An 18,541-nucleotide genomic window follows, 5' to 3' on the forward strand; every position below is an offset into this window, starting at 1 on the left:
TAAAGTTATAAAACCCAATAGATTTTATAACTTTTAATGTAAATATGTAATTTAATTATATTATTTTTAGTTATCTTCACTAAAATACTTTTGTATACCAACATAAATAGCCCATGCTATTTGATCTTGGTATTCTTCATCATTTAGTAACTTAGCTTCTTTGTCGTTAGAAAGAAATCCACATTCTATTAAAGTAGATGGTATTTCATTATCTTTTAACAAATAAATATCATTCCTAGGTTTTATCTGTCTATTATTCGTATTATCTACTACCCTCTTTAATTCACTTTGAATGTATGTTGCTAATTTTTTATCTTCTTCTTTACCTTCTGGATAAAAAGTTTGTGCTCCATAGTATTTTGATTGTTCAAATTTATTAAGATGTATAGACACAAACATGTCCGCTGAAGATTCATCAATTATTTTTTTTCTGTTTCTTAAATTTTCATTATACTTTTGTCTGATGGTTTTTCCTGCTTCTTCAGTGTATAAGCTCGTATCGTCATTTCTAGTCAATATTACTGCTGCACCACTAGCTTCAATTAACTCTTTAACCTTCTTAGCTATTTTTAGATTAACATCTTTTTCTTTTATTGATTGATCATCTGTCATAGCACCTGGGTCTATACCACCATGCCCTGCATCTACTATTATAGTTTTACTAGTTATAGGCATAACTTTTATTACTTCTTCTGATGCAGTTTTTATTTCTATTATCGATACGATTACTAATGCTAATGATATTATTCCAAATATTATTTTTTTATTTAATTTGCTCACATTATCACCCCATATATTTATATTTAGGTTTGTCTTAATTTATTACTCTATTTAAATAAAAAGGGACATACTATAAAAGTACATCCCTAAGTATTTTAATTTATTTTATCTCATCAAACTCTACTATAGATTTAAACAAATCTCCATCTATATCTATTGAGAAAGTTCCACCTTGTAAGTTTACTAAATCTCTGGCTATTGCAAGTCCTAGTCCACTACCTTCCGTATTTCTAGAGTCATCAGCTCTTTTAAATCTTTCCATTATTTCATCTGGATCAAAATTCAATTCATATGAAGATATATTCTTCATTGTTAACTTTACTTTACCATCTTCTTCAATTATATCTATATATACTCTCGTATTTGGTAGAGAATATTTTGATATATTACCTAACAGATTTTCTAAAACTCTGTATAATCTTCGTCCATCTGCTCTTATATAAGTTTTTTCTTCTGGTACATTTATTTTTAGATTTAATTTAGCTTCTGATAATTTTTCTTCCATTTCTCCAATAGATTGTCTAAGTAATTGAGTAAGATCTATTTTTTCCATATTTAATTCTATATTTCCACTACTAGCTTTGCTAGCTTCAAATAAATCTTCTATTAATATTTTCAACCTTTTTGATTTTGAGTCTAGTACATTTACATAGTCTTTTAGATACTCAGGACTTATATCTTCTTCTTTTTTAATCAATTCCACATAATTTATTATTGAAGTTAACGGAGTTTTTAAATCATGAGATACATTTGTTATAAGTTCTGATTTCATCCTCTCACTTTTTAGCTGATTATCTATAGCTTTATCTAGTCCATCTCTTATGTTATTTATGTTATCTGCTAAAGTTGTAAAATTATCTTCTCCGATTAATTTTAACTTATGATGTATGTCTCCATTTTTTATTCTCTCCGTACCATCCATTATATAAGATAGATACCATAATTTTTTTAATACATAATAAGCAAATCCACCTATTGTTAAAATAGCTGCTATAATTGCAATAAAAGGATTATAATCTGATATGGCAAATATCATTAAAAATAAATTAACTCCTATACATACTATTGCTAAACCTACTATCCTCTTTGATAGAGGCATACTCTTCGTTAATTTAAATATTCTTACAAATGCTTTTTTAGAAAAGTTGAGCACTCTGTAAATAAAAGCCGTTTTAAAAAAATCCAACTTATTATCATAGCTATTTATTTGTTTATTAAATATATAAAGTACAGTACAAATAAATCCTATACCTAAAAAGCTAAATGTAAAACTACTAAGCATATCGTAGTAATAATCCATTCCTTGCACTATAAATACTACTGCACAGATTAGTCCCACTATATATAATTCTAAAGGTATAAACTTACTAAACTTCAACCAAAAACTATCTTTATCAAATAGCTCAGTTTTACTTCTTTTATATAAAAATGTTGATATTATTCCTAATACTAATGAAGCTCCTAGAGTTGCTAGTATTATTTGAACATGCATTATATCTCTTTCGAAGTCACTCTTAGTTTCATATATCCTGTCATAAATACCTGGAACTCGTTCAAAATTTTCAGGTATAGACATATATATATCGCCATTTCTTAATTGCATAACAGAGCCTAATTCATCATTTACATTTAAGTTCTTATACTCTTTATTACCAAATGTTTTTGAATAACTAACATTGTGGTTATTAGCTGATATTTTTACGTCACATTCACCTTTATACTTGCCTTGAAACTCTTTTGCTGTTTTAGAATCTGAATTTGTATAAACCTCATTTGTATCTTTATTTATAATAAAATAATTAAGGTTGGATATGGTTTTTAATTCCTCTCTTGCCCACTTTCTTGTTTCTTCTATATTTTTTTTATCTTCATCAGATGTATCTTTGTCTGTACCTTGTAAACTTCCACTAGTAGCTGATGTTAAATAGCTCATTAAGTTGCTATCAAAAGCCCTACTTTTATAAAATTCATCTTCTATAGCGAACTGATTTTTATGCATATAGCTAGTAAATACTCCTGCTCCATTAGCAAATAAACTAATAGTTGTAGGTATTGTTGCTAAAAACGCTGATATGCATACAAATATAATTATTAAGTTGATAAATTTAAATCCTCTATTTCCTTTCATATACTCTCCTTATTCATTTAAAATCTTAATGCTTTATATAATATATAATTCAATGCAAATATAATCATTGTATCTAAAAATATATTCATATCACCATAATTAAAACATATTATAATTCCTATTATTTGAGTTATAGCAAACATTAGTAATATAAATATAAAATTAAACATTAAGCTTTTTTCTCTAAATACTTTTCCATTATAATTTTTCAATTTTATATCCCACTCCCCATACAACTTTTAAATATCTCGGTTCTTTTGGATTTATCTCGATTTTTTCCCTTATTCTTCTTATATGAACTGCTACTGTATTTTCCACATTAAAACTCTCTTCCTTCCATACTCTTTCATATATTTCATCTATAGAAAATACCCTTCCTTTATTAGCAAGAAGTAAATTTAATATTTTAAACTCAATTGGAGTTACTTTTATTACTTGTCCATCTACTTTTACTTCCTTTGTAGAAGTGTTTAACTCTAACCCACCACTACTTAATACTTCTTTATTATTCACCTTATCATTATTATAAGTTCCAAGTGTTACATATCTTCTTAAGTTTGATTTTACTCTCGCAATAAGCTCTAATAAATTAAATGGTTTTGTTATATAATCATCTGCACCTATATTAAGTCCCATTATCTTATCTGTATCTTCACTTTTTGCTGATATTAATATTATTGGTATGTTTTTTTCTTCTCTTATTTTTATTGTTGCTTTTATTCCATCAAGTTTTGGCATCATTATATCCATAAGTATTAAATGTACTTCTTTGTTTACTAATACATCTAAAGCTTCTATTCCATTGTATGCTTTATATACGTTATAACCTTCATTTCTCAAGAATATCTCTATTGATTCAACAATTTCTTTATCATCATCCACTACTAATATGTTGTACATTCCCGTCATCTCCTTTATACAATTCCTTATCACTTGTATTATACACTAGGATCACATCCTTTTATAAGATTCTCATGTCTTAATATGTTATTAGTAATATGAGTGTATACCATGAATCCTACTAATGTTCCTATGGAGTTCATTAAGACATCATCAATTTCTGCAAATCTACCACCAAATGATTGTAATACTTCTATACTTAAACTAGTTATAAACCCTATTATAAAAACTTTCTTCCAACTATATATTAGTTTTTTAAATATACAAGGCAATAATACACCATAAAGTATAAATAATAAAAAGTTTAAAAATACCATCATTATGGACACATCTCTAAAAGGAATGAGATTTAAATTATAAAATCCACTCATAATATAGTCAAAATAAAACTTTATCCCTATTATTCCAGTTATTCTTAACAATACTATTGTATATACATTCAGTAATATTTCTGGAATAATTTGTTTTATTTCAAATTTTCTTCTTTTTTTAGTTAAATATAACCCTATTAGAATTATTAAATATATTATAGAGCCTACAAGTATACTTCTATTCAGTATACTTACACCCTCCCAAATATATTGAGTAATCATATCAGTTCCAACTCCCTCTATGTATTTTCCGAATCCATTTTTATATACTAATATAATAAAATACAATTCTTACATAATAGTTACTCTAATTCTTAAGGAATTCTTACAAAAAACTCATGGATAAATACCATGAGTTTTTCGTTAGTTTTATATTTGTTATATAAGCATAATTGTTTTTTGTGAAACATTAGTTTTTACTAAGCTTCTATTTCTCTTATTAAATTTACCATTTCTATAGCACCTACTGCACAGTCGAATCCTTTGTTTCCTGCTTTCGTTCCTGCGCGTTCTATTGCTTGTTCTATATTTTCTGTAGTTATAACTCCAAACATTACTGGTATATCACTATTTAATGATACGTGAGAAATTCCTTTTGATACTTCGCTACATACATAATCATAATGCGTAGTATTTCCACGAATAACTGCCCCTAAGCATATTATAGCATCATACTTATTGCTTTTTGCCATTTTTGATGCTATTAGAGGTATTTCAAATGCTCCCGGTACCCATGCAACTTCTATATTGTCATCATCAACATCATGACGTTTTAGAGCATCAACTGCTCCTCCTAATAATTTAGATGTTATAAACTCATTGAAACGAGCTGCTACTATCCCTATTTTTATATCCTTTGATACTAATTTTCCTTCATATAATTTCATCTATTTTATCTCCTTTTATAATTTTAAACTAAACGAATTTTATTTTAAGCAACGGATTTGCCCGAAGCGGCAGCGAGAATATATCGTTTACGATATACTTCTCAATTTGGGCTATATGAGCGAAGCGAATTTTAATAATTTAAGATATGGCCCATTTTCTCTTGTTTTGTTTTTAAGTAAAACAGATCATTTATAGTCGGATTCATTTGAATTGGTACTCTTTCTATAATTTCCATACCAAATCCAGATAGTCCATATAATTTTTCTGGATTATTTGTAAGAAGTCTTAAAGTCTTAGCTCCTAAGTCTCTTAATATTTGTGCTCCTATGAAATACTCTCTCATATCTCCCTCAAATCCCAGAGCTAAGTTAGCTTCTAAAGTGTCCATACCTTGATCTTGTAATTCATATGCTCTCAATTTATTTATAAGACCTATGCCACGACCCTCTTGTCTCATATAAAGAAGTATACCTCTTCCCTCTTCTTCTATTTGTCTCATCGCCGCCGAAAATTGTTGCCCACAATCACATCTTTGTGAACCAAAAGCATCACCTGTTAAACACTCAGAATGAACACGACATAATAGATTTTTACCATCACCTATATCACCTTTTACTAGAGCAACATGATGCTCTCCATTTAATTTATTTATGTAGCCATATGCTCTAAACTCTCCATATGAAGTAGGCATTTTTGTATTAGCTACACATTCAACAAGATTATCATGTTTCTTTCTGTAATCTTGTAAATCTTTTATTGTTATAAATTTCAAGTTCCATTTCTTAGATAAGTCTATTAACTCTAATGTACGCATCATAGTTCCATCTTCCCTCATGATTTCACAACATAATCCACACTCTTTAAGTCCTGCTAACTTCATTAAATCAACTGTAGCTTCTGTATGACCATTACGTTCTAATACTCCATTTTTCTTTGATAAAAGTGGAAACATATGACCTGGTCTACGGAAGTCTTCTGGTTTAGAATTTTCATCCACGCATTTCATAGCTGTTATACTTCTTTCTTGTGCTGATATTCCTGTAGTTGTATCTATATGATCTATAGAAACTGTAAAAGCAGTACTATGATTATCTGTATTGTTAGATACCATTTGTGTAAGTTGTAATTTTTCACAAATCTCTTTACTCATAGGCATACATATTAGCCCCTTCGCATATGTTGCCATAAAGTTCACATTTTCTGTTGTAGCAAACTCAGCTGCACATATAAAGTCTCCTTCATTCTCTCTATCTTCATCATCTGTAACAATTATTATTTTTCCTTCTCGAAGATCTTGTAAAGCTTCTTCGATAGTATTAAATTTAAACATTTTTCTCCCTCCTAAAACCCATTTTTTATTAAAAAATCCATAGTTATATTGCTTTCAACTTTTTTATTTTTTTCACAAGTTATTAACTTTTCCACATACTTTCCGATGACATCATTCTCGATATTCACAATATCCCCAACCGACCTGTGGGAAAGTATAGTTTCCTGCACTGTGTGCGGAATAATAGATATACTAAAATCATTTACTGCAACTTTTGCTATTGTAAGACTTATTCCATCTATGGCAATTGAGCCTTTTTCTACTATATATTTCATTAAATTATCCTTCACTGCAATGGTATACCAAATTGAATTATCATCTTTTTCTATTTTTATTATTTTTCCTATGCCATCAATATGGCCTGATACAATATGGCCTCCAAATCTTCCATTGGCAGATATCGCCCTTTCTAAATTAACACTGCTTCCATTTTTCAATTGTCCCAATGAAGATCTACTTATAGTTTCATTCATTACATCTGCTGTAAAAGTATTATTGCTAAATGTTGTTACAGTAAGACAAACACCATTGACAGAAATACTATCCCCTATATTAATATCTTCAAATATTTTATTCCCTTCTATAGTAAGCACCGATGATTTAACATTCTTTTTTACATTTTGTATTTTTCCTATTTCCTCAACTATACCTGTAAACACTTAGATATTACCTCACTTTCTATTAATATATCTTCATCTATTTTCGTTATTTTTGTATTATTTAAATAAAAAGATTCTTGCGGACAATCTACTCCTAATCCCAATACTGGCGATTTAGCATTTTTACCTCCAAATATTTTTGGACCAATATAAGTTTGAATTTTATTAACTATTCCACTCTGTAATGCAGACCAGTTTAAAGTTCCCCCACCTTCTAAAAGAACACTGTCAATCTTTTCTTGACCAAGTATATGCATTAATTCCTTTAAATCAATGTGATTATCCTTTTTAGGAATAACTATAATCTTACAACTCTTATCTATGTATAACCTTTGTCTTTCTTTATCTGTATTACTTGTAGCTATTATTGTAGGTATTTCCTTTGCTGTATTTACTATTTTGCAATCAATAGGTGTTCTTAGATTAGTATCACATATTATTCTTGTAGGGTTTTTGGCATTTTTTAATCTACAGTTAAGCATTGGATCATCTAATAATACCGTTCCTACACCAACCATAATTCCACTGTATTTATGCCTTTCCTCATGCACTTTTTTTCTAGAGGCTTCTCCTGTTATCCATTTTGATTTACCAGTATAAGTTGCTATCTTCCCATCCATAGTCATAGCATATTTCATTACTACATATGGCACCTTTGTTTTTATGTAATTAAAAAATACTTCATTAATATCATCACATTCTTCTTTTAATACTCCTTCTACAACTTCTATATTATTATTTTGAAGAATTTCTATCCCTTTTCCTGCAACCAATGGATTCGGATCTAATGACCCTATAACAACTTTACTTATACCACTTTCTATAATAACTTCTGTACAGGGTGGCGTTTTTCCATAGTGGCAACAAGGTTCTAATGTAACATACATGGTTGCTCCTTTAAGTGATTTTTTGCAATTCATAATAGCATTTCGTTCCGCATGGAACATTCCATAAGCTTGGTGATATCCCTCGCCTATTATTTCATTATCTTTTACAATAATAGCTCCAACCATAGGATTTGGATTTACAAATCCACATCCTTTTATGGCAAGTTCTAATGCAATTTTCATATATTGTTTATCAGTCATAGTTCACCTCCAATAAATCTCCCTCAAATATAAAAAGCCCTGAACAATATGTTCAAGGCAAGATTTCTATAAATTAATTAATCTAATAATAGATTATTCAACTTTAAATTAAAAAACTCTGAAATGATAAATTCATTTCAGAGCATATAATTCAAATCATGATACTTAAATTAGATTAATTCTATCTTCTTTCATCCAGACTTTACTGTCGGCTTCGGAATCTCACCGAATCATGCCATAATGGCTCGTGGGCTATAACCACCGGTAGGGAATTTCACCCTGCCCTGAAGATTTTATTCAATTAATACAATAGTACTTCAATATATTTATCATGTCAATTATATTTTATTTTACTTATAAATAAAATATTTAGAAAAATTACATTTTCTATGTTTTAATTTGGAATTTTATGGTATAAATATAGTATAAAGAAAATAATTATCAATTAGATAAATTAAATACTTCAAATTAAAGGGGAAATAATTATGGAATTAAAGGGAAGTAAAACCGAAAAAAATTTATTATCTGCTTTTGCTGGAGAAGCCCAAGCAAGAACCAAATATACTTACTATGCTTCTAAAGCAAAAAAAGAAGGCTATAATCAAATAGCCGCTATATTCGAAGAAACTGCAAATAACGAAAAAGAGCACGCTAAAATATGGTTCAAACTTTTACATGATGGTATATCTTCTACTCCAGAAAACTTAAAAGATGCTGCTGAAGGAGAAAATTACGAATGGACAGATATGTATCATACTTTTGCTAAAGAAGCTAAAGAAGAAGGCTTTGATAAAATAGCATATTTATTTGAATCTGTTGGAAAAATAGAAAAAGAGCACGAAGAAAGATATCGTAAACTTCTTGAAAACTTGGAAAATGGAACTATATTTGAAAAAGATGGTGAAGTTTATTGGCATTGCCAAAACTGCGGACATATACATAAAGGTAAGATAGCACCTGAAGTATGTCCTGTTTGTAATCATCCACAGTCATACTTCGAAGTTAGAGCAGAGAATTATAAATAAGTCAGTAATTTACATCAAATAAATAATCCCAATACCCAACACCCAATATAAGTTAAGCTAACAACTAATAGTTGTTAGCTTTTCTTTTTAATAATAAAAAAGATGCATTCCAACATAATGTTGAAATACATCTTGTATATACAATTTGAAAAATTTCCAATATTGAATAAAAACTATCTTTTTGAGAACTGAGGCGCTCTTCTTGCAGCTTTTAAACCATATTTCTTTCTTTCTTTCATTCTTGCATCTCTTGTTAAGAATCCAGCTTTCTTTAAGTCTCCTCTTAACTCAGCATCAGCTTTTAATAAAGCTCTTGATATACCATGTCTTATAGCTCCAGCTTGTCCAGTGAATCCTCCACCTTCAACTTTTACTATTACATCGTATTTATTTTCATTGCTTGTTAAAACTAATGGTTGTTTAACATCTCTTATTAATGTTTCGTAGTTGAAGTATTCTCCAACTGGTCTTCCATTAACTACTATATTTCCTTCACCTGCAACTAATCTAACTCTAGCTACAGAGCTTTTTCTTCTTCCTGTTCCGTAGAATTGAACTTTTTCCATGATAACTCCTCCTTTCACCTATTAATTCTATACGTTTAATTCAACTGGGTTTTGAGCTGCATGTGTATGTTCAGCACCTGCAAAAACTCTTAATCTAGTCATCATTCTGCTTCTTAATTTATTTTTTGGTAACATTCCGCTAACTGCATGTGCTACTACTTCTTCTGGTTTCTTATCCATCATTTCTCTGTAAGTTATTTCTTTTAATCCACCTACATAACCAGTGTGGTATCTATATAATTTTTGATCTAATTTCTTTCCTGTTAAAACTACTTTTGCTGCGTTTACAACAACAACAAAATCTCCACCGTCTACGTGTGGTGTAAATGTTGGTTTATGCTTTCCTCTTAATATAGTTGCTATTTCTGTAGCAAGACGACCTAATGTTTTTCCTTCAGCATCAACTACGTACCAGTTTCTTTGTACGTCAGCTGGTTTAGCTATATAACTTTTCATGGTTGTCCCTCCTTAATTTTCATAATTTTTTTATCTACCGTATATATAAAGTCCGGGGCAATGTGGACTTACTAGCACACTCTTATTCATTTTAATACAATGACCCTGGTGTGTCAAGTTTAATAATGAACTTTTTTAAGAAATAATCCGTGTGCAGGCGCGGTATGACCTGCTTCTCCCCTATCTTGCGAAGCAATTATTTCTTCCATTGATTTATCTATTCTTCCTCTGCCTATATCCACCAATGTTCCTACTATTATTCTCACCATATTGTATAAAAATCCATTTCCTTCCACTTCTAAAACAATTAAGTCTCCACTCTCCTCAATTGTAATATTGTGTATAGTTCTAACTGTATCCTTTACCGATGATCCAGAACTCATAAATCCTTTAAATTCATGTGTTCCAAGTAATGATTTAGCTTCTGAGTGCATTTTTTGTATATCAAGGTCATACCTAACATGATATGATGTATCCTTGTATAATGGGCTTCTATAAGGCTTATTATATATCAAATATCTATATATTTTCCCTGTTGCACTGTATCTAGAGTGAAAGTCCTCAGATACTTCTTGGCAGTCAATTATAGATATATCCTTTGGCAATTTTGCATTTAAAGCGTCAGGAATTCTATTAGCAGGTATGCTTGAACTTGTTTTAAAATTTGCAACTTGGCCTAAAGCATGAACACCAGCATCAGTTCTTCCAGAGCCTATAATATTTACTTTTTCTTTTGTTATTTCATAGATAGCATATTCTATTGTACCCTGTATACCAGAAGAGTTAGGTTGTTTTTGCCAACCACAATATCTAGTGCCATCATATTGTATAGTAAGTTTTAAATTTCTCATTTACTTCCTCATTTATATGAATTTAGTTACTATTATGATTGCCAAAAATACTACTTGTAAAACATATGCTGTATAATCAGCTTTTGTAATTTTAGCTTCTTTCATTTTAGTTCTATTATATCCACCTCTATAACATCTAGCTTCCATAGCCATAGCTAATTCATCAGCCCTTCTAAAAGCACTAACAAATAAAGGAACTAATAATGGTACTAAGTTTTTAGCCCTATTTATTATGTTGCTACTTTCAAAATCAGCACCTCTAGACATTTGAGCTTTCATAATCTTATCTGTTTCATCTAATAATGTAGGTATAAATCTAAGCGCTATCGTCATCATCATAGCCAACTCATGTACAGGCATACCTATCTTTTTAAAAGGACTTAACATTCTTTCTATACCATCTGTAAGTTGTATAGGTGAAGTTGTTAAAGTAAGCAAAGATGTGCCCACAACTAAAAATATCAACCTTATAGACATAAAAATAGCCTGTCTTATACCTTCTCTAGTCAGGGTTAAAAAACCAAACTTCCAAATTACCTCTCCAGGTAAAAAGAATATATTTATAACAAAAGTAAATAGAATTATCCATCTAAGCGGCTTAATTCCTTTTATAATGTATTTAAGAGGTATCTGAGACATTTTAATCACTGTAACTAAGACTAAAGCTACTAATAAATATGGCCAAAATTTATTTACTACAAATAAAGATACCATGAATACTATTGTTGCAACAAGCTTTGTTGTTGAATCTAACTTATGAATACAAGAATTTGCAGGATAATATTGACCTATGGTTATATCTTTTAACATTTCTTTCTTCCTTTCATAAAGTTTAGTATTTCGTCTTTTATCTCTTCTATTGTTAAGACATCAGTTTTTATATCAAAACCTTTATCCTTTAGTTTAATAGCTAATTCTAAAACTTGTGGTATATCTAACCCTATTTCCTTAAGTCTTGATGCATTACTATTGAAGATTTCTTTAGGTGTTCCCATAAATTCAATCTTACCATGATTCATAACTATTATTGTTTTAGCTATTTTAGCCATATCATCCATGCTATGAGAAGAAAGTATTATTGTCATATGACTTTCTTCATGTAATCTTTTTATTAAAGCAAAGATTTCATCTCTTCCTCCTGGATCTAATCCTGCTGTAGGCTCATCCAGTATTAGTAGTTCTGGCTTCATTGCTATAACACCAGCTATTGCTACTCTACGCTTTTGGCCACCAGATAAATCAAATGGTGATTTATCTTTATACTCATCATAATCAAGTCCTACAGCTTGCATAGATTCTTTTACTCTAATAGATATTTCTTCTTGACTTAGATTCAAATTAGAAGGTCCAAAAGCTATATCTTTTTCAACTGTTTCTTCAAAAAGTTGATATTCAGGATATTGAAACACTATTCCTACTCTTTTTCTAATTTCAGTTAAATTTTGATTTTCTCCAGTTATGTTGAAATCATTTATGAAAATCTCTCCTGATGATGGCTTTATAAGACCGTTTAAATGCTGTATAAGGGTAGATTTGCCTGAACCAGTATGGCCTATTAGACCAACAAAATCTCTATCTTTTATTTCAAATGATATATTATCTAATGCTTTACTAGCAAAAGGCATACCCTCATCATATATATAAGTTAAATTTTTTATAATAATTGACATAATTTCACCACCATCTCATCTACTGTTAATATATCATCACTAATTTCTATTCCTTCTTCTTTTAAAGAAGTGGCTAGTTCTGTCATATAAGGAACGTCTAATCCTATTTTTTTAAGCTTTTCTACGTTTCTAAACACTTCTTTTGGCGTTCCTTCTAATACTTTACGTCCTTTGTCCATAACTATAACTCTATCAGCTTCTACAGCTTCTTCCATATAATGAGTTATGTGTAATACTGTAATATTTTCTTCTTTATTAAGTTTTTCTATTACATTCATAACTTCTTTTCTTCCTGATGGATCAAGCATTGCTGTTGCTTCATCAAAAATTATACATTTTGGTCTCATAGCAATTATTCCCGCTATGGCAACCCTTTGTTTTTGACCTCCAGATAATAAGTGCGGTTGTCTATCTTTTAACTCTGTAATACCTACACTTTCAAGAGCCTCTTTTACTCTTTCTCTAATTACCTTTGGTTCTACACCCAAGTTTTCTGGACCAAATGCTACATCTTCTTCTACTATAGTTGCAACTATTTGATTATCTGGATTTTGGAATACCATACCTGCTGTTTGTCTTATATCCCATAGTTTTTCTTCATTTTTTGTATCATTTCCATCTATAAGAATATTACCTTCTGTTGGCATCAAAATAGCATTCAAGTTTTTAGATAAAGTTGATTTTCCCGAACCATTATGACCTATAATAGCTACAAATTCACCTTGCTTAACATTCAAACTTAAATTATCTATGGCTTTAAAACTAGATTCTTCAGTTATGTATTCGTATGAAATATTGTTAACCTTTATAATATTATTCATTTATTCTACTCCCTCTTTAAAGTAGTAATTTAAAATTTGTATCTTAATATTATATCACAGTTCTAATTAAAAAATAATTCCTTTGATTATATAATGTTCTTTTTATTAATATTATTTGCACAAAAAAAAGATTAAGCCCATCAAACTTAATCTTTTTTTCATATATATTAACTATTTACTAAACTAATTCAATAAATGCCATTTCAGCTGCATCGCCTCTTCTTGGCCCTTTTTTGATTATTCTAGTGTATCCACCATTTCTCTCAGCATATTTTGGAGCTATATCAGTGAATAAGTTGTTTACTACTGTTTCATCCATAACGTAAGCTAAAACTTGTCTTCTAGCATGAAGATCTCCTCTTTTAGCAAGAGTTATCATCTTTTCAGCCATTCTACGAGTTTCTTTAGCTCTTGTTACTGTAGTTTCTATTCTACCACATCTTAGTAAGTCAGTTACTAAGTTTCTTAACATAAGGTTTCTGTGTGATGTCACACGTCCTAATTTACGGTAATTAGCCACGCCAATCCCTCCTTTGCTCGCTTATTCTTCGCTAGGTTTAAGTCCTAATCCTAATTCTTCAAGTTTTTGAATAACTTCTTCAAGTGATTTTTTACCAAGGTTTCTAACCTTCATCATATCATCTTCTGATTTATTAGCTAATTCTTCAACTGTGTTAATTCCCGCTCTCTTTAAACAGTTGTAAGATCTTACTGATAAATCAAGCTCTTCTATAGTCATTTCAAGAACTTTTTCTTTTTGATCTTCTTCTTTTTCTACCATTATTTCAACATTGCTTACATGCTCAGTTAAGTCAATGAATAGATTTAAATGCTCAACTAATACTTTAGCTGCAAGAGATATACCCTCTTGAGGATTAATGCTTCCATTAGTCCAAACTTCAAGTGTTAATTTATCATAATCTGATTTTTGACCAACTCTAGTGTTTTCTACATGGTAGCTAACTTTTTGTACGGGAGTGTATATTGAGTCTACAGGTAAAACACCTATAGGCATATTTTCAGTTTTGTTTTCCTCGGCTGGAACATATCCTCTACCTTTATCGATGTTTATTTCCATATTAAATTTAGCATTATCGTCTAAAGTAGCGATAACTAAGTCTTTACTTAATATTTCAACATCTGGAGGACAGATTATATCTGCACCTGTTACAGTACATGGACCTTGAGCCTGTATTTTAAGAGTTCTACTTCCTTCACCATCTATAGTTGCTGAAAGTTCTTTTAAAGTTAATATTATTTCAGTAACATCTTCTTTAACTCCTGGTACTGTTGAGAATTCATGAAGAACACCATCTATTCTTATAGAATTTACTGCTACACCAGGTAAAGAAGATAATAATATTCTTCTAAGAGCATTTCCTATAGTAATTCCATATCCTCTTTCTAAAGGTTCAATGACAAACTTTCCATATCTATAATCTTCACCAAGTTCTACAATATCTACTTTTGGTTTTTCTATTTCTATCATGGATAAACCCTCCTTCAAATTTATTAATCCACTGAGGGTAAACACCTCTAAAGATAAACTTTAGAAGATGCTTATTATTTAGAATAAAGCTCTATGATTAAGTGTTCAGCTATTTCAAGATCTATATCTTCTCTTCCTGGAAGAGCAGTTACAGTTGCAGTCATATTTTCTACGCTTGCATCTATCCATCTTGGAGCTACTTTTGTATTTGCTTCTACTATACCTTTGAATTTAGCAGATGATTTAGAAGTTTCTTTAACTGCTATAACATCTCCAACTTTTACAGTTATTGAAGGTATATCTACTTTTTTACCGTTTAAAGTAAAATGTGCATGAGTTATTAATTGTCTAGCTTCTTTTCTAGAGTTAGCTAATCCCATTCTGTAAACAACATTATCTAATCTTCTTTCTAATAAGCTTAATAAGTTTTCACCAGTTTTACCAGTCATTTTCTCAGCACGTTCGTACATGTTTCTGAATTGAGTTTCTAAAACTCCGTATATTCTCTTAACTTTTTGTTTTTCTCTTAATTGTAAACCATAGTTAGAAACTTTCTTTCTTCCTTGACCATGTTGTCCTGGAGCATAGTTTCTTTTAACTATAGCACATTTATCTGTATAACATCTATCACCTTTAAGGAATAATTTCATTCCTTCTCTACGGCATTGTCTGCATGATGCACCAGTATATCTTGCCATAATTACACCTCCTAATTATACTCTTCTTCTTTTTGGTGGTCTACATCCGTTGTGTGGGATTGGAGTAACATCTTTTATCATTGTTACTTCTAGTCCAGTTGCTTGTAAAGCTCTTATTGCAGCTTCTCTTCCTGAACCAGGTCCTTTTACGAATACTTCAACACTTTTTAAACCATGTTCCATTGCAGCTTTAGCAGCAGTTTCTGCAGCCATTTGAGAAGCAAATGGAGTTGATTTTCTTGATCCTTTAAATCCTAATTGTCCTGAAGATGCCCATGATATAGCATTTCCGTGAACGTCAGTTAAAGTGATTATAGTGTTGTTAAAAGTTGATTGTATATGTGCATGACCACGATCTATGTTTTTACGTTCTCTTCTTCTTACACGTGTAACTTTCTTTTTTTGTTTAGCCATTGTTCGATTTCCCTCCTATCTACTTATTATTTTTTCTTCTTACGAGATACAGTTTTTCTAGGACCTTTTCTAGTTCTAGCGTTAGTCTTAGTTTTTTGCCCTCTTAGTGGTAAACCTTTAGCATGTCTTATACCTCTGTAGCATTTTATATCTCTTAATCTTTTTATATTTAAAGCGATTTCTCTTCTTAAGTCACCTTCAACTAAGAAATCAGTGTCTATTATTCTTCTTAATGTATTAACTTCATCATCTGATAAATCTTTGATTCTTACATCTGGATTTATCTCAGCTTTTGCTAATATTTCATTAGCAGTTGCTCTACCTATACCATATATATAAGTTAAGCCTATTTCCGCTCTTTTTTCTCTAGGTAAATCTACCCCAGCGATTCTTGCCATTACTTGCACCTCCTACGACTTAGTTATTTTACTTTTCATTGTCTTACTTGAATTTTTCACTAAAAAAATCATTCAAGTACTGTATTTCCAACGCATCCAGTCAATGTCACATTTTATCATTATAACATATTTGATGACTTTATGCTAGTAATTTTTTCTTATCCTTGTTTTTGTTTGTGCTTAGGATTTTCACATATAACCATTACTTTACCTTTTCTTTTAATGATTTTACATTTTTCGCACATTGGTTTTACTGATGGTCTTACCTTCATTATTATCCCTCCTTAGACTAGTTCATAGCCTATTTCTTACGCCAAGTGATTCTTCCTCTTGTAAGATCATAAGGTGAAAGCTCAACATTAACCTTATCACCCTCAAGAATTCTTATGAAGTTCATTCTTAACTTACCAGATAAATGGCATAATACCTCATGTCCATTCTCTAGTCTAACTTTAAACATAGCGTTTGGTAAGTTTTCAATAACTGTACCTTCAAATTCTATAACATCTTTTTTGGCCATTATATAATCAGCCCTCCATTTTACATTTAAATACTTAGAACTAAATGCAATTTTTGTGATAGCATCATACTATCCGTTTTTACAAACTAGTTAATATAAGAGGTTCCTCCTCTGTTATTGCTATCGTGTGCTCATAATGAGCAGAATTCTTTCCATCTCCCGTTACAATTGTCCAGCCGTCGGCTAAACAGTAAACACGGTGACTTCCTTGATTAATCATAGGCTCTATGGCTAATACCATGCCTGGTTTTAACATAGGTCCTCTGTTCGGTTTTCCATAGTTAGGAATATTGGGTGATTCATGAAGATCTTTACCAACCCCATGTCCAACTAGTGATCTAACTACCGAAAAACCATTTTTTTCTGTGTGTGCTTGTATTGTGTGTGAGATATCCGAAAGTCTATATCCAACCTTCGCGAATTTAAGTCCTTCATAGAAGCTTTCTTTTGTAACTTCTATTAGTTTCCTATTTTCTTCAGATATCAGGCCAACTCCATGAGTCTTTGCAGAGTCACCATGGTATCCTTTATAATAGGCGCCTATATCTATACTTATAATGTCTCCCTCTTTCACTATTTCATTACCAGGAATTCCATGCACAACTTTGTTGTTAATAGAAGCACATATACTTCCTGGAAATCCTCCATAGCCTTTAAAAGACGGTACTGCATTATATTTTCTTATATTTTCTTCAGCTATTTTATCTAACTCTAAAGTAGATATTCCCGGAATAATAGCCTCTCTAATAACTTCATGAGTGTCAGCGACAATTTTCCCCGCTTCCCTCATAAGTTCAATTTCTGATTTAGATTTGATAATAATCATCAATTATTTACTACTCTCTAAAGCAGATACTATATCATTAAATACTTTGTCTATAGATTGTTGACCATTTATATCTGCTATTATACCTGATTTAGAATAATAATCAGCTAATGGTTTGGTTTCATCTAAATAAACTTGTATTCTTTTTGATACAGTTTCTTCATTATCGTCAGCTCTTTGATAAAGCTCACCTTTACATATATCACAAACGCCTTCTTCTTTTGAAGGGTTAAATTCTATATGGTAAGTAGCACCGCAAGATTTGCAGATTCTTCTACCAACTGCTCTTGCTACTAATTTTTCTTTATCAACTTCTATGTTGATAACTCTGTCTAATGCCATCCCTGTATCTTTTAAGAAAGCATCTAACTGTTCAGCTTGAGCTACATTTCTTGGGAATCCATCTAGCATGAACCCCATTTTACAATCATCTTGAGATAATCTATCTGTAACTAATCCTACAGTTAATTCATCAGGAACTAATAACCCTTGGTCCATAAACTCTTTAGCTTTTTTTCCAAGATCTGTTCCTTCTTTAATATTTTTTCTGAATATATCTCCTGTTGATATATGAGGTATTTGGTATTTTTCAACTATTCCTGCAGCTTGAGTACCTTTACCCGCCCCAGGAGGTCCTAATAATATAAGTCTCATACTATCATC

General features: G+C 30.5%; 25 protein-coding genes and 1 riboswitch. Of the genes, 1 reads left to right on the forward strand and 24 read right to left on the reverse strand.

Annotated features, from left to right (window positions below; all coding sequences use genetic code 11):
- Positions 1-66 precede the first annotated feature (66 nt).
- The 9 genes from cwlD to ribD form a co-directional block, all read right to left on the reverse strand.
- Positions 67-780 carry an N-acetylmuramoyl-L-alanine amidase CwlD gene (gene cwlD / locus NSA58_RS02085; RefSeq protein ID WP_052233051.1) on the reverse strand — a complete coding sequence of 238 codons (714 nt, stop codon included), beginning with the start codon at positions 778-780 and terminating at the stop codon, positions 67-69.
- 100 nt (positions 781-880) lie between these two features.
- A complete protein-coding gene (locus tag NSA58_RS02090) occupies positions 881-2,908 on the reverse strand; it encodes a sensor histidine kinase (RefSeq protein ID WP_257559999.1) in 2,028 nt (675 codons plus the stop codon).
- Positions 2,909-2,925: 17 nt separating this feature from the next.
- Positions 2,926-3,120: a hypothetical protein gene (locus tag NSA58_RS02095; RefSeq protein WP_039680311.1), complete on the reverse strand. Its 195-nt coding sequence runs from the start codon at positions 3,118-3,120 to the stop codon at positions 2,926-2,928.
- Entirely contained in the window at positions 3,107-3,808 is a 702-nt protein-coding gene (locus tag NSA58_RS02100; protein ID WP_257560000.1) for a response regulator transcription factor, read from the reverse strand. The genes NSA58_RS02095 and NSA58_RS02100 overlap by 14 nt, the downstream gene beginning before the upstream one ends.
- A 38-nt stretch (positions 3,809-3,846) precedes the next feature.
- A complete protein-coding gene (locus NSA58_RS02105; RefSeq protein WP_257560001.1) occupies positions 3,847-4,401 on the reverse strand; it encodes a VanZ family protein in 555 nt (184 codons plus the stop codon).
- Between the two features lie 197 nt (positions 4,402-4,598).
- Positions 4,599-5,066, reverse strand: coding sequence for a 6,7-dimethyl-8-ribityllumazine synthase (gene ribH, locus NSA58_RS02110; RefSeq protein WP_257560002.1), 468 nt, complete (start codon positions 5,064-5,066; stop codon positions 4,599-4,601).
- A 131-nt stretch (positions 5,067-5,197) separates the two neighbouring features.
- Positions 5,198-6,397: a bifunctional 3,4-dihydroxy-2-butanone-4-phosphate synthase/GTP cyclohydrolase II gene (locus NSA58_RS02115; RefSeq protein WP_039680314.1), complete on the reverse strand. Its 1,200-nt coding sequence runs from the start codon at positions 6,395-6,397 to the stop codon at positions 5,198-5,200.
- A gap of 11 nt (positions 6,398-6,408) precedes the next feature.
- The gene (locus NSA58_RS02120) at positions 6,409-7,056 is read right to left on the reverse strand and encodes a riboflavin synthase (RefSeq protein ID WP_074080189.1); all 648 of its coding nucleotides are present in this window, start codon (positions 7,054-7,056) and stop codon (positions 6,409-6,411) included.
- Complete coding sequence (gene ribD / locus NSA58_RS02125; protein WP_074080190.1) at positions 7,041-8,144, reverse strand: bifunctional diaminohydroxyphosphoribosylaminopyrimidine deaminase/5-amino-6-(5-phosphoribosylamino)uracil reductase RibD; 1,104 nt, start codon at positions 8,142-8,144, stop codon at positions 7,041-7,043. Before ribD ends, NSA58_RS02120 begins: the two co-directional genes overlap by 16 nt.
- A 179-nt stretch (positions 8,145-8,323) precedes the next feature.
- Positions 8,324-8,440, reverse strand: a riboswitch (FMN riboswitch).
- Positions 8,441-8,629: 189 nt separating this feature from the next.
- On the opposite strand from ribD, the gene rbr reads away from it, so the two are divergent.
- Entirely contained in the window at positions 8,630-9,169 is a 540-nt protein-coding gene (gene rbr, locus NSA58_RS02130) for a rubrerythrin (RefSeq protein WP_039680317.1), read from the forward strand.
- Positions 9,170-9,342: 173 nt separating this feature from the next.
- On the opposite strand, the gene rpsI is transcribed toward rbr, so the two are convergent.
- From rpsI to NSA58_RS02205, 15 genes are all read right to left on the reverse strand, one after another.
- Positions 9,343-9,735, reverse strand: coding sequence for a 30S ribosomal protein S9 (rpsI, locus tag NSA58_RS02135; RefSeq protein ID WP_039680318.1), 393 nt, complete (start codon positions 9,733-9,735; stop codon positions 9,343-9,345).
- A gap of 27 nt (positions 9,736-9,762) precedes the next feature.
- A complete protein-coding gene (gene rplM / locus NSA58_RS02140; RefSeq protein ID WP_039680319.1) occupies positions 9,763-10,191 on the reverse strand; it encodes a 50S ribosomal protein L13 in 429 nt (142 codons plus the stop codon).
- A 119-nt stretch (positions 10,192-10,310) separates the two neighbouring features.
- Positions 10,311-11,042, reverse strand: a complete 732-nt coding sequence (gene truA, locus NSA58_RS02145) for a tRNA pseudouridine(38-40) synthase TruA (RefSeq protein WP_039680320.1) — start codon at positions 11,040-11,042, stop codon at positions 10,311-10,313.
- 12 nt (positions 11,043-11,054) lie between these two features.
- Positions 11,055-11,852, reverse strand: a complete 798-nt coding sequence (locus NSA58_RS02150) for an energy-coupling factor transporter transmembrane component T family protein (RefSeq protein ID WP_039680321.1) — start codon at positions 11,850-11,852, stop codon at positions 11,055-11,057.
- On the reverse strand, positions 11,846-12,712 hold the full coding sequence (locus tag NSA58_RS02155; RefSeq protein WP_039680322.1) for an energy-coupling factor transporter ATPase: 867 nt from the start codon (positions 12,710-12,712) through the stop codon (positions 11,846-11,848). The genes NSA58_RS02150 and NSA58_RS02155 overlap by 7 nt, the downstream gene beginning before the upstream one ends.
- Positions 12,697-13,533: an energy-coupling factor transporter ATPase gene (locus tag NSA58_RS02160; protein ID WP_039680323.1), complete on the reverse strand. Its 837-nt coding sequence runs from the start codon at positions 13,531-13,533 to the stop codon at positions 12,697-12,699. Before NSA58_RS02160 ends, NSA58_RS02155 begins: the two co-directional genes overlap by 16 nt.
- A gap of 178 nt (positions 13,534-13,711) precedes the next feature.
- On the reverse strand, positions 13,712-14,053 hold the full coding sequence (rplQ, locus tag NSA58_RS02165; protein WP_018590396.1) for a 50S ribosomal protein L17: 342 nt from the start codon (positions 14,051-14,053) through the stop codon (positions 13,712-13,714).
- A 21-nt stretch (positions 14,054-14,074) separates the two neighbouring features.
- The gene (locus NSA58_RS02170; protein ID WP_039680324.1) at positions 14,075-15,022 is read right to left on the reverse strand and encodes a DNA-directed RNA polymerase subunit alpha; all 948 of its coding nucleotides are present in this window, start codon (positions 15,020-15,022) and stop codon (positions 14,075-14,077) included.
- 74 nt (positions 15,023-15,096) lie between these two features.
- Positions 15,097-15,720, reverse strand: a complete 624-nt coding sequence (gene rpsD, locus NSA58_RS02175; RefSeq protein ID WP_039680325.1) for a 30S ribosomal protein S4 — start codon at positions 15,718-15,720, stop codon at positions 15,097-15,099.
- 15 nt (positions 15,721-15,735) lie between these two features.
- Positions 15,736-16,134: a 30S ribosomal protein S11 gene (gene rpsK, locus NSA58_RS02180; RefSeq protein WP_018590393.1), complete on the reverse strand. Its 399-nt coding sequence runs from the start codon at positions 16,132-16,134 to the stop codon at positions 15,736-15,738.
- 26 nt (positions 16,135-16,160) lie between these two features.
- The gene (gene rpsM, locus NSA58_RS02185) at positions 16,161-16,532 is read right to left on the reverse strand and encodes a 30S ribosomal protein S13 (RefSeq protein WP_039680326.1); all 372 of its coding nucleotides are present in this window, start codon (positions 16,530-16,532) and stop codon (positions 16,161-16,163) included.
- A 158-nt stretch (positions 16,533-16,690) separates the two neighbouring features.
- The gene (gene rpmJ, locus NSA58_RS02190) at positions 16,691-16,804 is read right to left on the reverse strand and encodes a 50S ribosomal protein L36 (protein ID WP_018590391.1); all 114 of its coding nucleotides are present in this window, start codon (positions 16,802-16,804) and stop codon (positions 16,691-16,693) included.
- 29 nt (positions 16,805-16,833) lie between these two features.
- Positions 16,834-17,052 carry a translation initiation factor IF-1 gene (infA, locus tag NSA58_RS02195; RefSeq protein WP_039680327.1) on the reverse strand — a complete coding sequence of 73 codons (219 nt, stop codon included), beginning with the start codon at positions 17,050-17,052 and terminating at the stop codon, positions 16,834-16,836.
- Positions 17,053-17,131: 79 nt separating this feature from the next.
- Positions 17,132-17,878 carry a type I methionyl aminopeptidase gene (map, locus tag NSA58_RS02200; RefSeq protein WP_039680369.1) on the reverse strand — a complete coding sequence of 249 codons (747 nt, stop codon included), beginning with the start codon at positions 17,876-17,878 and terminating at the stop codon, positions 17,132-17,134.
- 3 nt (positions 17,879-17,881) lie between these two features.
- Positions 17,882-18,532 (reverse strand): adenylate kinase, encoded by a 651-nt coding sequence (locus NSA58_RS02205; protein ID WP_039680328.1) that lies wholly within the window; start codon positions 18,530-18,532, stop codon positions 17,882-17,884.
- Positions 18,533-18,541 lie beyond the last annotated feature (9 nt).

The organism is Terrisporobacter muris (assembly GCF_024621905.1).
In the GTDB taxonomy this organism is placed as follows: domain Bacteria; phylum Bacillota; class Clostridia; order Peptostreptococcales; family Peptostreptococcaceae; genus Terrisporobacter; species Terrisporobacter muris.

Coding starts and splice junctions, on each gene's coding strand:
- ribH (WP_257560002.1), bottom strand. CDS start 5,066: ATGAAATTATATGAAGGAAAATTAGTATCAAAGGATATAAAAATAGGG.
- rbr (WP_039680317.1), top strand. CDS start 8,630: ATGGAATTAAAGGGAAGTAAAACCGAAAAAAATTTATTATCTGCTTTT.
- rplM (WP_039680319.1), bottom strand. CDS start 10,191: ATGAAAAGTTATATAGCTAAACCAGCTGACGTACAAAGAAACTGGTAC.
- NSA58_RS02160 (WP_039680323.1), bottom strand. CDS start 13,533: ATGAATAATATTATAAAGGTTAACAATATTTCATACGAATACATAACT.
- NSA58_RS02100 (WP_257560000.1), bottom strand. CDS start 3,808: ATGTACAACATATTAGTAGTGGATGATGATAAAGAAATTGTTGAATCA.
- NSA58_RS02205 (WP_039680328.1), bottom strand. CDS start 18,532: ATGAGACTTATATTATTAGGACCTCCTGGGGCGGGTAAAGGTACTCAA.
- rpsD (WP_039680325.1), bottom strand. CDS start 15,720: ATGGCAAGATATACTGGTGCATCATGCAGACAATGCCGTAGAGAAGGA.
- NSA58_RS02170 (WP_039680324.1), bottom strand. CDS start 15,022: ATGATAGAAATAGAAAAACCAAAAGTAGATATTGTAGAACTTGGTGAA.
- map (WP_039680369.1), bottom strand. CDS start 17,878: ATGATTATTATCAAATCTAAATCAGAAATTGAACTTATGAGGGAAGCG.
- rpsM (WP_039680326.1), bottom strand. CDS start 16,532: ATGGCAAGAATCGCTGGGGTAGATTTACCTAGAGAAAAAAGAGCGGAA.
- NSA58_RS02115 (WP_039680314.1), bottom strand. CDS start 6,397: ATGTTTAAATTTAATACTATCGAAGAAGCTTTACAAGATCTTCGAGAA.
- NSA58_RS02155 (WP_039680322.1), bottom strand. CDS start 12,712: ATGTCAATTATTATAAAAAATTTAACTTATATATATGATGAGGGTATG.
- rpsI (WP_039680318.1), bottom strand. CDS start 9,735: ATGGAAAAAGTTCAATTCTACGGAACAGGAAGAAGAAAAAGCTCTGTA.
- truA (WP_039680320.1), bottom strand. CDS start 11,042: ATGAGAAATTTAAAACTTACTATACAATATGATGGCACTAGATATTGT.
- NSA58_RS02090 (WP_257559999.1), bottom strand. CDS start 2,908: ATGAAAGGAAATAGAGGATTTAAATTTATCAACTTAATAATTATATTT.
- infA (WP_039680327.1), bottom strand. CDS start 17,052: ATGGCCAAAAAAGATGTTATAGAATTTGAAGGTACAGTTATTGAAAAC.
- NSA58_RS02150 (WP_039680321.1), bottom strand. CDS start 11,852: ATGTTAAAAGATATAACCATAGGTCAATATTATCCTGCAAATTCTTGT.
- NSA58_RS02105 (WP_257560001.1), bottom strand. CDS start 4,401: ATGATTACTCAATATATTTGGGAGGGTGTAAGTATACTGAATAGAAGT.
- ribD (WP_074080190.1), bottom strand. CDS start 8,144: ATGACTGATAAACAATATATGAAAATTGCATTAGAACTTGCCATAAAA.
- rpmJ (WP_018590391.1), bottom strand. CDS start 16,804: ATGAAGGTAAGACCATCAGTAAAACCAATGTGCGAAAAATGTAAAATC.
- rpsK (WP_018590393.1), bottom strand. CDS start 16,134: ATGGCTAAACAAAAAAAGAAAGTTACACGTGTAAGAAGAAGAGAACGT.